This window comes from Variovorax sp. GW823-FHT04F07, assembly GCF_058795995.1.
Window position 1 is genome coordinate 116,946 of sequence record NZ_JBXAIG010000007.1, and the last position, 12,939, is coordinate 129,884.

15 protein-coding genes are annotated in these 12,939 nt (G+C 68.7%); all 15 read right to left on the minus strand.

Annotation, left to right across the window (positions count from 1 at the left end; genetic code table 11):
* Positions 1-8: 8 nt before the first annotated feature.
* Genes AC1RAA_RS26560 through hpaR form a run of 15 tightly spaced genes read right to left on the minus strand, consistent with a single transcriptional unit; the run spans position 9 to position 12,698 of the window.
* Positions 9-797 carry a class II aldolase/adducin family protein gene (locus AC1RAA_RS26560; RefSeq protein WP_492731425.1) on the minus strand — a complete coding sequence of 263 codons (789 nt, stop codon included), beginning with the start codon at positions 795-797 and terminating at the stop codon, positions 9-11.
* 18 nt (positions 798-815) lie between these two features.
* A complete protein-coding gene (locus AC1RAA_RS26565; protein ID WP_390347331.1) occupies positions 816-1,808 on the minus strand; it encodes a Bug family tripartite tricarboxylate transporter substrate binding protein in 993 nt (330 codons plus the stop codon).
* A 37-nt stretch (positions 1,809-1,845) separates the two neighbouring features.
* Positions 1,846-3,579, minus strand: coding sequence for a dihydroxy-acid dehydratase (ilvD, locus tag AC1RAA_RS26570; RefSeq protein ID WP_492731427.1), 1,734 nt, complete (start codon positions 3,577-3,579; stop codon positions 1,846-1,848).
* Between the two features lie 37 nt (positions 3,580-3,616).
* Entirely contained in the window at positions 3,617-4,084 is a 468-nt protein-coding gene (locus tag AC1RAA_RS26575) for a nuclear transport factor 2 family protein (protein WP_492731429.1), read from the minus strand.
* Positions 4,085-4,105: 21 nt separating this feature from the next.
* Positions 4,106-4,927 carry a 4-hydroxy-2-oxoheptanedioate aldolase gene (gene hpaI, locus AC1RAA_RS26580; RefSeq protein WP_492731431.1) on the minus strand — a complete coding sequence of 274 codons (822 nt, stop codon included), beginning with the start codon at positions 4,925-4,927 and terminating at the stop codon, positions 4,106-4,108.
* 11 nt (positions 4,928-4,938) lie between these two features.
* Complete coding sequence (gene hpaH / locus AC1RAA_RS26585; protein ID WP_062476860.1) at positions 4,939-5,742, minus strand: 2-oxo-hept-4-ene-1,7-dioate hydratase; 804 nt, start codon at positions 5,740-5,742, stop codon at positions 4,939-4,941.
* Between the two features lie 17 nt (positions 5,743-5,759).
* Positions 5,760-6,167 carry a 5-carboxymethyl-2-hydroxymuconate Delta-isomerase gene (locus AC1RAA_RS26590; RefSeq protein WP_492731433.1) on the minus strand — a complete coding sequence of 136 codons (408 nt, stop codon included), beginning with the start codon at positions 6,165-6,167 and terminating at the stop codon, positions 5,760-5,762.
* A 13-nt stretch (positions 6,168-6,180) separates the two neighbouring features.
* Positions 6,181-7,008: a DODA-type extradiol aromatic ring-opening family dioxygenase gene (locus AC1RAA_RS26595; protein WP_062476853.1), complete on the minus strand. Its 828-nt coding sequence runs from the start codon at positions 7,006-7,008 to the stop codon at positions 6,181-6,183.
* On the minus strand, positions 7,005-7,340 hold the full coding sequence (locus AC1RAA_RS26600) for an aromatic ring-opening dioxygenase subunit LigA (protein WP_492731435.1): 336 nt from the start codon (positions 7,338-7,340) through the stop codon (positions 7,005-7,007). The genes AC1RAA_RS26595 and AC1RAA_RS26600 overlap by 4 nt, the downstream gene beginning before the upstream one ends.
* A gap of 3 nt (positions 7,341-7,343) precedes the next feature.
* Positions 7,344-8,318 (minus strand): Bug family tripartite tricarboxylate transporter substrate binding protein, encoded by a 975-nt coding sequence (locus tag AC1RAA_RS26605; protein ID WP_492731437.1) that lies wholly within the window; start codon positions 8,316-8,318, stop codon positions 7,344-7,346.
* Positions 8,315-9,781: a 5-carboxymethyl-2-hydroxymuconate semialdehyde dehydrogenase gene (hpaE, locus tag AC1RAA_RS26610; protein ID WP_492731439.1), complete on the minus strand. Its 1,467-nt coding sequence runs from the start codon at positions 9,779-9,781 to the stop codon at positions 8,315-8,317. The genes AC1RAA_RS26605 and hpaE overlap by 4 nt, the downstream gene beginning before the upstream one ends.
* Positions 9,782-9,818: 37 nt before the next feature.
* Positions 9,819-10,820 (minus strand): Bug family tripartite tricarboxylate transporter substrate binding protein, encoded by a 1,002-nt coding sequence (locus tag AC1RAA_RS26615; RefSeq protein WP_070063509.1) that lies wholly within the window; start codon positions 10,818-10,820, stop codon positions 9,819-9,821.
* A gap of 44 nt (positions 10,821-10,864) precedes the next feature.
* The gene (locus AC1RAA_RS26620; RefSeq protein ID WP_070063508.1) at positions 10,865-11,635 is read right to left on the minus strand and encodes a fumarylacetoacetate hydrolase family protein; all 771 of its coding nucleotides are present in this window, start codon (positions 11,633-11,635) and stop codon (positions 10,865-10,867) included.
* Entirely contained in the window at positions 11,632-12,264 is a 633-nt protein-coding gene (locus AC1RAA_RS26625; protein WP_492731441.1) for a fumarylacetoacetate hydrolase family protein, read from the minus strand. Before AC1RAA_RS26625 ends, AC1RAA_RS26620 begins: the two co-directional genes overlap by 4 nt.
* Positions 12,261-12,698 carry a homoprotocatechuate degradation operon regulator HpaR gene (gene hpaR, locus AC1RAA_RS26630; RefSeq protein WP_056583837.1) on the minus strand — a complete coding sequence of 146 codons (438 nt, stop codon included), beginning with the start codon at positions 12,696-12,698 and terminating at the stop codon, positions 12,261-12,263. The genes AC1RAA_RS26625 and hpaR overlap by 4 nt, the downstream gene beginning before the upstream one ends.
* Positions 12,699-12,939: the final 241 nt, after the last annotated feature.

A 12,939-nucleotide genomic window follows, 5' to 3' on the forward strand; every position in this document is an offset into this window, starting at 1 on the left:
CAGGCGCCTCAGTTGCGGTAGCTCGGGTCGATGCGGTCCACCTGCCGCACCAATGCATTGAACACGTCCTGCCCGGCGCCGTGCGCGGGGCTGAACTGCAGCGCGTCGCGCGTGCAGCGCTGCGCGATCTCTTCGCTCACCGGAATGGCGGCGCCCATCGAGAAGGTCGCCATCTGGATCTCGCAGGCGCGTTGCAGCGTCCACAGGATCGCGAAGGTCTGCGGCAGTGTCTGGCCCCAGGCCAGCAGGCCGTGGTTGCGCAGGATCACCGCGTTGCGCTCGCCGATGCTCTTGAGCAGGCGCGGGCCTTCGTCGGCATGGATCGTGATGCCCTCGAAGTCGTGGTACGCCACCATGCCGTGCAGCTGGGCGGTATAGAAATTGGTCTGCTGCAGGCCGTCCTGCAGGCAGGCCACGGCCACGCCGGCCGTGGTGTGCGTGTGCATCACGCAGTGCGCGCCGGGCAGGCCGTCGTGGATGGCCGCATGCACCACGAAGCCGGCCGGGTTCACCGGGTAGGTCGAGCCGTCGAGCACCTTGCCCTGCAGGTCGATCTTCACCAGGTTGCTGGCCGTCACCTCGCTGTAGTGCAGGCCGAAGGGGTTGATGAGGAACTGCTTCTCGCCACCGGTCACGCTGTCGGGCAGCCGCACCGTGATGTGGTTGTAGATCATCTCGGTCCAGCCCAGCATCGCGAACACGCGGTAGCAGGCCGCGAGCTCCTCGCGCGCGGCGCGCTCGTCGGGATGGATCGAGGGATGGACCAGCGCCGACGGCGCGGTGGCGAGTGTGTTCATGGCAGTTCCTTCATGTGATCAACCTTCAGCCGTGAAGCCGACCTCTTTCACGATCGGCGCCCACTTGGCGGTGTCCTTCTTCAACAGATCGGCCAGCTCGGCCGGCGTGGAAGACATGGCTTCCAGGCCGAAAGTGCCGAGGCCGTCGATCACGTCCTTCTGTGCGAGCGCGTTCTTCATCGCCGTGTTGAGCTTCGTCACCAGCTCGGGCGAGGCCTTGGCCGGCAGGAAGAAGGCGAACCATTCGCTGTGCGCCATGTTCTTGATGCCCTGCTCGCCGAAGGTCGGCACATCGGGCGCGAAGCGGCTGCGCTTGGCACCCGACACGCCCAGGATGCGCACCTTGCCCGACTGCAGGTGCTGCGTGATGTCGCCGATGGGGCCCGACACCGCCGAGATGTTGCCGCCCAGCAGGTCGAGCATGGCCGGCTGCGTGCCGCGGTAGGCCGCGTGCTTGAGCTCGACGCCGCCTTGCTTGCCCAGCAGCGCGCCGATGAAGTGCGGCGTGGAGCCCGCGGCCGGCGAGCCGTAGTTGGCGCCGGCCGGGTTGGCCTTGGCCCAGGTGAGGAACTCGGGCACCGTCTTGATGGTGGCCGGCACGGCCGGGCCGACCGCGAAGCCGAAGTCGAAGATGCAGGCCAGGCTCACGGGCGTGAGGTCGACCATCGGGTCGTAGGGCAGCTTCTTGTAGATGTGCGGGTAGATCGTGAGGATCGACGTGGGCGTCTGCAGGATGGTGGTGCCGTCGGCCGGACGGCCCTTCACGTAGCTCACGGCAATCTGGCCGCCCGCGCCGGTGCGGTTCTCGACCACGGCGGTCTTGGCGTAGTCGGGGCTCAGCTTCAGCGCAATGCGCCGGCAGGTGGTGTCCGAGGTGCCGCCGGCCGCGAAGCCGGTGACGATGGTGGCGTTCTCGAGCGCGGCAGCCTGCGCAAAGGCCTGCTGGCCGAGGCTGGCGAGCAGCGCCGAAGCGCCGGTGGACTGCAGCATGTGGCGGCGGGTGAAGGTCATGTCTGTCTCTTTTCGGGTGGGTGAGGAGGGAACAGGATCACGACTCGTCGCGCAGCCAGGTGACCGCGCCCGAGTGGGTCACGGCGCCCTGGTGGGCAGGGCGCACGGTGAGCGCGTATTTTTCCAACAAACCACCGTGCGCCGCCCCCGCGTTTACCTCACGTCCGGCCAGCCGCGACGCGATTTCTTCGGCGCTCAGCTCGACCGAAATGCTGCGCGCCGCGGCGCGTGCATCGATGGCCACCATGTCGCCGTCGCGCAGCACCGCGATCGGCCCGCCGTCGGCCGCCTCGGGCCCCGCGTAGCCGATGCACAGGCCGCGCGTGGCACCCGAAAAACGCCCGTCGGTGAGCAGCGCCACCTTGTCGCCCATGCCCTGGCCGTAGAGCAGCGCGGTGATGCCCAGCATCTCGCGCATGCCGGGGCTGCCCTTGGGGCCTTCGTTGCGGATGACGATCACGTCGCCCGCTTCGTAGCGGCGGTTCTGCACGGCGGCCTGCGCTTCTTCTTCCGAATTGAAGACGCGCGCCGGACCCCGGTGCACCAGCGTCTTCAGGCCCGCCGTCTTGAGCAGCGCGCCGTCGGGGCAGAGGTTGCCCTTGAGCACGGCCAGCCCGCCGTCGCGCGTGATCGGGTTGCCCGCTTCGCGCACCACGCGGCCGTCGGGCGCGGCGGCGTCGGCCACTTCCTCGGCCAGCGTGCGGCCGGTGAAGGTGAGGGCGTCGCCGTGCAGGAAGCCTTGCTCCAGCAGCGTGCGCAGGATGACGCCCGCGCCGCCGATGTAGTACACGTCGCGCGCCAGGTACTGGCCGCCGGGGCGCAGGTCGGCAATGAGCGGCGTGCGCGCAAAGATTCCGGCCACGTCGTCCAGGTGGAACTTGATGCCCGCTTCGTGCGCGATCGCCGGCAGGTGCAGCGCGGCATTGGTCGAGCCGCCCGTGGCCGAGACCACGGCACAGGCGTTTTCGAGCGCCTTGCGCGTCACGACGTCGCGCGGCAGCGGGCCGTCGCCCATCACCGCCTTCATGAGCTGCTTCGCGGCGCGGCGCATCAGCGGCGCGCGTTCGCTGAACACCGCGGGCACCATGCTCGAGCCGATGGGCGCCAGGCCCAGCGCTTCCGACACCATGCCCATGGTGTTGGCCGTGAACTGCCCGGCGCAGGCGCCGGCCGTGGGCAGGCAGGCGCGGCTCATGGCGTCGAGCTCGTCGTGCGTGGCCGTGCCGGCCAGCACCTTGCCGATGGTCTCGTAGGTGTCGACCACGTTCAGGTCGCGGCCGTCGGGCCCGGGCATCTGGCCCGGCAGGGCAGAGCCGCCGTGCACGAACACGCTGGGCACGTTGCAGCGGACCATGCCCATCATCAGGCCCGGCAGGTTCTTGTCGCAGGCGCCGATGGCGAAGATGCCGTCCCACTGGTGGCCGCGCGTGGACGCCTCCACGCTGTCGGCGATGAGCTCGCGCGAGATCAGCGAGAAGCGCATGCCCGAGTGCGCCATCGTCAGCCCGTCGCTGACCGACACCACCGGGCATTCGTGCGGCGTGCCGCCGCCCGCGTAGATGCCGGTCTTGGCGTGCTGCGCCTGCTCGCGCAGGTTGAGGTTGCACGGGCTCATCTCGCCGCCCGTGTGGAACACGCCGACGTGCGGGCGCGCGATGTCCTCGTCGTCCTGGCCCAGCGCGTGCAGGAAGCTGCGCGTGGTCGCGCGGATCGTGCCCTCGCGGATGGTCGCGGAGCGGAAGCGTTTCGTGGGGTCGGTGGGCGTGGTCATGCGGCTGGCGAAGGCTGGCTCGTGGAAGGGCGGGGCGTCAGAACATGCCGTTCTTGTTCGCGGCGGTCTCGGGCACGGGCTGCACCACGTCCCAGTGCTCGACGATCTTGCCGTTCTCGAGCTTGAAGATGTCGACGATGGCGCTGCCGCGCGTGCCCGGCTCGCGCACCGCGTTCACGTGCAGGATCACGTAGTCGCCGTCGACGAAGCTGCGCTTGATCTCGCTCTTCGAGTTCGGAAACTTCTCGCGCAGGAAGGCGATGAACTTGCGAAAGCCCTCGGGCCCGTCGGCCGCCGTGGGGTTGTGCTGCACGTAGCGGTTGCTCACGTACTGCAGCGCCGCGTCGGCGTCCTTCTGGTTCAGGCCTTTTTCGTAGAAGGCGAGCACGGTCTGGCGGTTGGCTTCCTGCCGCGCCTGCGCGGTCGAGGCCGGGCCCGTCTGGGCGCAGGCGCCGAGGAACAGGGCGGCGGCAGCGGCGAAAGCCGCGAGGGTGGTGCGTCGCATCGAAATTTCCTTGACGGTGGATCAGTAGCCGTTGGGCGCGGTGGCGCCCGGCGCGTCCTTGTACTTCGCGAGCAGCTGCTTGGCGGCGGCCGCGAGCAGGATGGTGTCGACACCCACGGCCACGAACAGCGCGCCGGCCGCGAGCCACTTGCGCGCCTGCTCCTCGGTGGTCGAGAGGATGCCGGCCGCCTTGCCGGCCTTGCGGATGCGCGCGATGGCGTCGGCGATCGCGGCTTGCACCTCGGGGTGGTTGGGCTGGCCCACGAAGCCCATCGAGGCCGACAGGTCGGCCGGGCCGATGAACACGCCGTCCACGCCCGGCGTGGCCGCGATGGCGTCGAGGTTCTTCATCGCCTCGACCGTCTCGGCCTGCACCAGCAGGCAGGTCTGCGCGTTGGCTTCGTGCAGGTAGTTGGGGTAGGCCTGCCAGCGCGAGGCGCGCGCCAATGCGCTGCCCATGCCGCGGATGCCTTCGGGCGGGTAGCGCATGCCTTGCACCAGCTTCGCGGCCTGCTCGGCGGTGTCGACCATCGGCACCAGCAGCGTCTGCGCGCCGATGTCCAGGTACTGCTTGATCAGCGTGGTGTCGCCGACGGGAATGCGCACGACGGGATGCGAGCGCTGCGCGTCGGGCTGTGCCGACCACGCGCTGGAGATGCCCTGCAGCTGCGCGAGCACCGAGCGCACGTCGTTGGGCGCGTGCTCGCCGTCGACCAGCAGCCAGTCGTAGCCGGTGCCGGCCAGCAGCTCGGCCACGTAGCCGTCGCCCAGGCCGACCCACAGGCCGATCTGGGGTTGACCGGCCTGCAGGGCCTGCTTGAAGGTGTTGAGTGGGGTGTGCATGAAAAAACTCGTCAGACGAAGCGAAAAGCGATGGAGCCCAGGGGACCGTAATCCGCATGGAAGGTGTCGCCCGGCACGGCATTGGTCGGGCGCGTGAACGAACCGCCCAGCACGATCTCGCCGGCTTCGAGGCATTCGTCCCACGGCGCGAGCTTGTTCGCGAGCCAGGCCACGCCGGTGGCCGGGTGGTTGAGCACGGCTGCGGCCACGCCCGACTCCTCGATCACGCCGTTCTTGTAGAGCAGTGCGCTCACCCAGCGCAGGTCGACCGCGTCGGGCTTCACGGGCCGTCCGCCGAGCACGATGCCCGCATTGGCCGCGTTGTCGGCGATGGTGTCGAACACCTTGCGCATGGCCTTGGTGTGGCGGTCGAACTGCTCGATGCGCGCGTCGATGATCTCGATGGCGGGCACCACGTAGTCGGTGGCGGCCAGCACGTCGAAGATGGTCACGTTCGGCCCCTGCAGCTTCTTGCCGAGCACGAAGGCCAGCTCGACCTCGATGCGCGGCGCGATGAAGCGCGTGAACGGGATGTCGCCGCCCTGCTCGAAGAACATGTCGTCCAGCAGCGTGCCGTAGTCGGGCTCGGTGATCTGGCTGGCCTGCTGCATGGCGCGCGAGGTGAGGCCGATCTTGTGGCCCTTCACGATGCGGCCTTCGGCGATCTTGTGCTTCACCCATTCGCGCGAGATGGCGTAGCCGTCCTCGATGGTCATCTCGGGGAAGCGCTTGGAGAAATGCTCGACCTGCACGCGCGACTTCTCGCTCTCGTGCAGTTCGGCGGCCAGTTGGGCGATGGTGGCGGTGGAGAGCATGGGGGCTCGCTTCTTCTTTATGGGGTGTTGAACAGGGGATGCAGGTTGCTGTGCTTGCCGTCGTACACCTGCCCCGGCGCTTCGTCGATCTGCAGGGTGATGCCGATGTGGCGCTGCGTGAAGACGGGTTCGAAATGCGCGCGCACGGCGGCCAGCAGGTCGTCGCCGGCTTTCTTCTTCACCGCCTCGGAGCGGCCCGAGGCCATGCGCAGGTTCAGGTACACGAAGGCGTAGTCGGCCTGGCCGTCGGCCACCGCATAGTGCGCGGCGGGGTAGGCCAGCACGCGCGTGCCGCCGGTGGGGAACACCGGCTTGCCGGCCTCGTCGCTCTGTTCGAGCATGGTGTCGGCCAGCGTGCGGCACAGCGCCGACACGTCGGTCGCGGCCTCGATGTTGGGCGTGTACAGGATCACCAGGTGCGGCATGGTCGTGCTCCGTTCAAACCACCGACATCGTCGCGGCCGTGCAGGTCACCGCGAAGATCGGGATGGCCTTCATGTGGAAGATCTCGCCCTTGCCGCGCGCGGCCGCGGCCACGCTCAGGAAGGTGCGGATCTCGAAGCCGCCCTGGCCCGCTTCGCGGTAGGTGGCCTCGTCGCCGTAGTCGGCCTGCGACAGCAGCGCCTCGCGGTCGTTGGCGCACCAGCGGCGCATGAACTCGGCGTCCCACTCGGCATTGACCTTGCCCGAGTCGGGCGTGGCGGGCCAGTGCGAGATGCCGCCCGTGCCCACCAGCGCGATGCGCTCGGGCACCTTGTCGCAGGCGCGGCGCAGGGCTTCGCCGAAGGCCCACGCGCGGTGCAGCGGCGTGAGCGGCGGGCCCTGGCAGTTGATGTTCACGGGAATGACCTTGGTGTCGAAGTTCGGCGTGAGGAAGTTCAGCGGCACCATGATGCCGTGGTCGAACTTCCATTCTTCCGCGTAGGCCACGTCCACCGTCTGCATCACCTCGCGGATCAGGCGCTGCGACAGCGCGGCGTCGCCGGGGATGGTGTGCTTCTCGATGCCCAGCCACTTCGGGTCTTCGATCGGGCCCTCGTAGCTGTCGGCCATGCCGATCGCATAGGCCGGCATGTTGTTCATGAAGAAGTTCGCGAAGTGCTCGGCCGCGATGACGATCACCGCGTCGGGCTTCGTGGCGCGCATGGCCTCGCCGAAGCGATGGAACTGCGCGTGGAACTCGTCCTTGACCGCCGGGTCGGCGAGGTGCGCGCGGCCGGTGATGCCGGGGGCGTGGCTGCACACGCCTGCGAATACGAGACTCATACGCCTGCCACCTTTTCGTCTGTGCCTGTTGTCATGGCGTAGATGCCGGCGCGCACCGGGCCGTACTTGCGCACGCCTTCGCGCATGGCTTCGAGGTAGTCCGCCCACGCGACGCCGAGCAGCGGCGCGAAGTGCATCAGCAACTGCCCGTTGCACCCGAGTACGTAGAGCTTGCCGATGTCGCCGGTGCCGATCGCTTCGCGCTCTTCGTCGTTCAGGTCGTAGCCCGCCAGCAGCGTGGCGCGCGTGTCGCCGCCTTTGGCGAAGCGGCGCTGCACGTCGGCGTCGCGGTTCAGCGCGAACAAGAATTTCTGCATCGCATAGAGGCTCATGGGTCAGCCCTCGATCTGGATGTTGGCTTTGCGGATCACGTCGCCGTACTTCGCGATCTCGCTGCGGATGAACTCGGCAAAGCGCTCGGGCGTGCCCGACAGCGACGCGATGCCACCCTTGTGGAAAGCCTCGGTCACGGCCGGCGAGGCGAGCGCGCGGTTCACTTCGGCATTCATGCGTTGCACGATGGCGTCGGGCGTGCCGGCCGGGGCCAGCAGGCCGTTCCACGAATTGGACTCGATGGCCACGCCCTGTTCAGCCAGTGTGGGTATCGCGGGCGCGTACTGCGAGCGCTGCGCGGTCGCCATGCCCAGCGCCACCAGCTTGCCGGCCTGCACATGGCCGCGGAACTCGGGCCAGTTGCCGAACATGACGGTCACCTGGCCGCCGAGCAGGTCGGCCAGCGCCGGGCCCTGGCCCTTGTAGGGCACGTGCACGATGTCCAGGCCCATCTGCAGCTTGAGCATCTCGCCCGACAGATGCGCCGAGGTGCCGTTGCCGAAGGAGGCGAAGCTCAGCGTGCCGGGCTTGGCCTTCGCCTGGTTGCGCAGGTCGGCCAGCGTCTTCAGGCCGCTGCCCGGGTGCGTGGCGAGCACGTGCTCCGACATGCCCATGAGCGCGACCGGGCGCAGGTCTTTCAGCGTGTCGTAGGGCAGCTTGCGCACCAGGGTCTGGTTGGCGGTGAAGCTGTTGGCTACGCACACGAAGCTGTGGCCGTCGGGCGCCGACTTGGCGACCGCATCGACGCCGATCACCGTGCCGGCGCCGGGCTTGTTCTCGACGATCACCGGCTGGCCCAGCGCCTTGCCGAGTTCGAGGCCGACGAGGCGCGCGACGAAGTCGGTGGTGCCGCCGGGCGTGAAGGGCACGACGATGCGCACGGGTTTGTTCGGCCATGCAGCTTGCGCGCGCGCCGGCGAGGGCAGGGCCGCGAATGCGGCGGCGCCCTGCAGCAGCAGGCGGCGTTGAACGCTCACGCCACGCCCCAGTGCGGAATGTGGTGCGAGCCCATCGACACTGCGATGTTCTTCGGCTCGCAGAACACTTCGTAGCTCCAGGTGCCGCCTTCGCGGCCCGTGCCCGAGGCCTTGGTGCCGCCGAAGGGCTGGCGCAGGTCACGCACGTTCTGGCTGTTGACGAAGCACATGCCGGCTTCCACGGCGGCGGCCACGCGGTGCGCCTTGCCGATGTTCTCGGTCCACACGTAGCTGCTCAGGCCGTAGGCGATGTCGTTGGCCAGCTCGATGGCGTGCGCCTCGTCCTTGAACGGGATCAGGCAGGCGACCGGGCCGAAGATTTCGTCCTGCGCGATCTTCATGCGGTTGTCGACGTCGGCGAACACGGTGGGCATCACGTAGTTGCCCTTCTTCACGCGGTCGGGCAGGTTCGACGGCGCCTCGAGGCCGCCGCACAGCAGCGTCGCGCCTTCCTTCGGGCCCAGCTCGATGTAGCTGCGCACCTTGGCCAGGTGGGCCTGTGAAATCATCGGGCCGACGATGGTCTTCTCGTCGAGCGGGTCGCCCACGACGATGCGTTTGGCGCGCTCGGCGAACTTCGCGGCGAAGTCGGCGTAGATCGACTGCTGCACCAGGATGCGCGAGCCGGCCGTGCAACGCTCGCCGTTGTTGCTGAAGATCATGAACACGGCCGCGTCGAGTGCGCGGTCGAGGTCGGCGTCTTCGAAGATCACGAACGGGCTCTTGCCGCCCAGTTCCATGCTGAACTTCTTCAGGCCCGCGCTCTTCACGATGCGGTTGCCGGTGGCGGTGGAGCCGGTGAACGAAATGGCGCGCACGTCGGGGTGCGCCACCAGCGGCTCGCCGGCTTCCTTGCCGTAGCCGTGCACCAGGTTCAGCACGCCGGCCGGAATGCCGGCTTCGAGCGCCAGCTCGCCCAGGCGCGCGGCCGTCAGCGGCGAGAGCTCGCTCATCTTCAGCACGGCCGTGTTGCCGAAGGCCAGGCAGGGCGCGACCTTCCAGGTGGCCGTCATGAAGGGCACGTTCCACGGGCTGATGAGCGCGCACACGCCCACCGGATGGAACAGCGTGTAGTTCAGGTGCGTGGGCGTGGGGTAGGTGTGGCCGTCGACGCGCGTGCACATCTCGGCGAAGTAGTAGAAGTTGTCGGCCGCGCGCGGAATGAGCTGCTTGCCGGTCTGCGCGATCACCTGGCCGCAGTCGTTGGTCTCGGTCTGCGCGATCTCGGGCACGTGCTTGGCGATGAGGTCGCCGAGCTTGCGGATGAGCTTGGCGCGCTCGGGCGCGGGCAGGCCGGCCCACTTGGGGAAGGCGGCCTTGGCGGCAGCCACGGCGGCGTTCACTTCGGCCTCGCCGCCCGAGGCGACTTCGGCCAGCACTTCCTGCGTGGCGGGGTTGACGGTTTCGAAGTAGTCGGTGCCTTGGACTGGCTTGCCGTCGATGAGGTGATGGATCTGTTGCATGGGCGTGAAGGTGTTGCGGCCTTGCGGCGGTGTGTCGTCAGTCGAGCTTGATGTCGCGCGCCTTGATCAGCGCGTGCCACTTCTTGCGTTCGGTGTCCACGAAGCGGGCCATCTCGGCGGCGTCCGTGGGGCGGGCTTCCCAGCCGGCGTCGTAGAGCTTCTGCTTCACGCCGGTGTCGTTCATGCTCTTGAGCAGGTCGGCGCCCAGGCGCGCCTGGATGTCCTTGGGCGTGGCGGCCGGTGCCACCAGCCCCTGCCAGGTGTAGGCCTCGACGGCGTAGCCGAGCTCCTTGGCCGTCGGCAGCTGGGGCAGTTGCGGCACGCGCTCGGACGACATGGCCAGCAGCGGGATCACCTTGCCGGCCTTCACGGCGCTGATGCCGCTGGGCAGGTCGAGCATCATCAGCGGCACCTGGTTGCCCATGAGGTCCTGCAGCGCGGGCGCGCCGCCCTTGTAGGGAATGTGCAGCAGCGACACGCCGGCTTCGCGCTGGAACAGCTCGTAGGCCAGGTGGTGCGGGCTGCCGGTGCCCGGCGTGGCGATGCTGTACTTGCCCGGCGAGGCCTTGAGCGCCGCGATGAGCGCCTTGGCGTCGCTGAAGCCCGCGCCCGGCGCGGCCGTGATGATCAGCGGCGAGCGACCCATCATGCCGAGCAGCGCGAAGTCTTTCTCGGCGTCGTAGGGCAGCTTCTTGTAGAGCGCGGGGTTGTAGACCAGCACGCCGTTGTCGGCCGAGAACACGGTGTAGCCGTCGCCCGGCGAACGCGCCACGTTTTCCGACGCGATGATCGCGCCCGCGCCGGGACGGTTGTCGACCGTGACGGGCTGTGCGAGCTGCTGCGAGAGCTGCGCGCCGGCCGTGCGCGCGAGGTAGTCGGTACCGCCGCCGGCCGGGTAGCCCACGACCCAGCGCACGGGCTTGGTCGGATAGGCCGAGGCGGTCTGTGCGGTGGCGGCGGGTGCGAGCAGCAGCGTGGCGGCGCTGGCCGCCACGAAGGCGGCAGCAAGGCGGAAGGTCCGGGTTCTGGCAGTCGTCATGGCGGTGTGTCTCCGTTTTTCTTGAAAGGGGTGCAGTCAGTCCGTCAGCGTGCGGCGATGGTGTTGACCAGGGCGCCGATGCCGTCGATCTCGGTCACGACCACATCGCCCGGCTGGCAATCGACCACGCCGTCGGGCGTGCCGGTGAGGATGAGGTCGCCCGGCGACAGCGTCATGAAGCGGCTGAAGTACTCGATGAGGAAGGGCGCGTCGAAGATCATGTCGCGCGTGTTGCCCTGCTGCGTGACGGTGCCGTTCACCGTGGTGCGCAGCGCGAGCGCCATCGGGTCGGCCACGTCGGCCGCATCGACGAACCACGGCCCCAGCGGCGTGCAGGTGTCGCGGTTCTTCACGCGCAGGTTGGGGCGGTACCAGTTCTCGAGGTAGTCGCGAATGGCGTAGTCATTGGCCACCGTGTAGCCGCCGATGAAGTCGTACGCGTCGTCGCGCTTCACGTGCTTCGCGGTCTTGCCGACCACGATGGCGAGTTCGCACTCGTAGTGCATGAACTTCACGTCGGCCGGGCGGTGCGTGAGCTGGCGGTGGCCGATGAGCGTGCTCTGGCCCTTGACGAACACCAGCGGTTCTTCGGGCGCCTTGAACTCCAGTTCTTTCGCGTGGTCGGCGTAGTTCAGGCCCAGCGCGAGGATGGTGCGCGGGCGCGCCGTGGGCGCGAGCGGCGGCAGCCACACGAGCTGCTCCTGCGGCACGACGCGGCCGTCGGCCAGCCGCACGGCGGCGTCGGCCTGGCCGTTGAACTCGTGCGCGGTGCCGGTGTGCTCGCGGCCTTCGAAGATGACGCGTGCGTGCTTCATGCCGTTGCTTCCTTCACCAGCGTGTTGCTCAGGGTTTCGAACCCCGGCGCGGAGATGTCGATGCGGTCGCCCGCGCGGGCCAGCGGGCGGCCCAGGTCGCAGCCGAGCATCAGCACGTCGCCATGCGCCAGCGTCATGAACTCGCCCACGTCGGCCAGCAGCTGCGGTGCGGGGCGCACGAGCTGCGAGAAGTCGATCGATTGCTTCAGCTCGCCGTTGATGCGCACCTCGACGCAGAACTGCGCCGGGTCGGCCACCTCTTGCGCGTCGCGCAGCGCGGGGCCGATGCCCAGGAAGCCGTCGACGCACTTGAACTTCACCGGCGGGCGGAAGAAGCTCGCATGCGGAATCGACAGGTCGTTCAGCAGCACGAAGCCTTCGATGTCGCCCTCGGCGCCGATCACCATGCCGATGCTGGCGCCGACTTCCACGTCGGACACCGCGGCGGGCACAGTGATTGCGCTGCCGTGCGGGCTCCAGGTGTTGGCCGTCTTCACGTAGAGCACGGGCGCCTTCGGCGGTGCCTTGTAGGGTGCCTCGGTCATCTGCGGCGCGAGCGCCGCGGCCTCGGCGCGGAAGTTCAGCAGCGTGCCGTACACGGTGCCGGTGGGGAGAAAGGAGGTGGTCATGGTTCGGGTTGCTCCAGCGCGATCAGTTCGTCCAGCAGGCCGTAGAGCTGCGTCAGCTTGGCCTTGCCCAGCGACTGTTCCATCCAGTCGTAGTGCGCCTCGATGCTGGTGCCCAGGCGCTTCACGAGCTTCATGCCGTGCGGCGTGGCCTCGACCACGGTGCGGCGCTGGTCGGCCGGGTCGCGGGCGCGGGTGATGAGGTTGTCGCGCTCCATGCGCGCCAGCACGCCCGTGAGGCTGGGGCCGAGGATGAAGGCCTCGCGCGCGACGCGGCCGGTGTCGACCGCGCCGTGCTCGCCGAGCACGCGCAGCACGCGCCATTGCTGGTCGGACAGCGCGTGCTCGCGCAGGCTGGGCCGCGTGTGGGCCATCACGGCTTCGCGGGCCTGCAGCAGCAGGCGCGGCAAATTGCGGTGCGTGAAGGTGGTGCTCAAAAGCTGTGCCTCTCAGAATTATTTAACATGTTAAATGAATGCCGAGAAAACACGCCTGCGGGATAACCCTTGCGGGCCGTCGGCGCTGAGGGCCTGTTCACCCTATTTCCGGGGTCGCGTTGGCGGGCCAAGGGGCTGGATGCAAGGCGCCCGTGCGCAGCAAGGCTGAAGCCTTGCAAGCGCGGGCAACGCCGCAGACGGCCCCTTGGCCCGCCAACCCTTCGGGAAGGTCTGCCAGCGC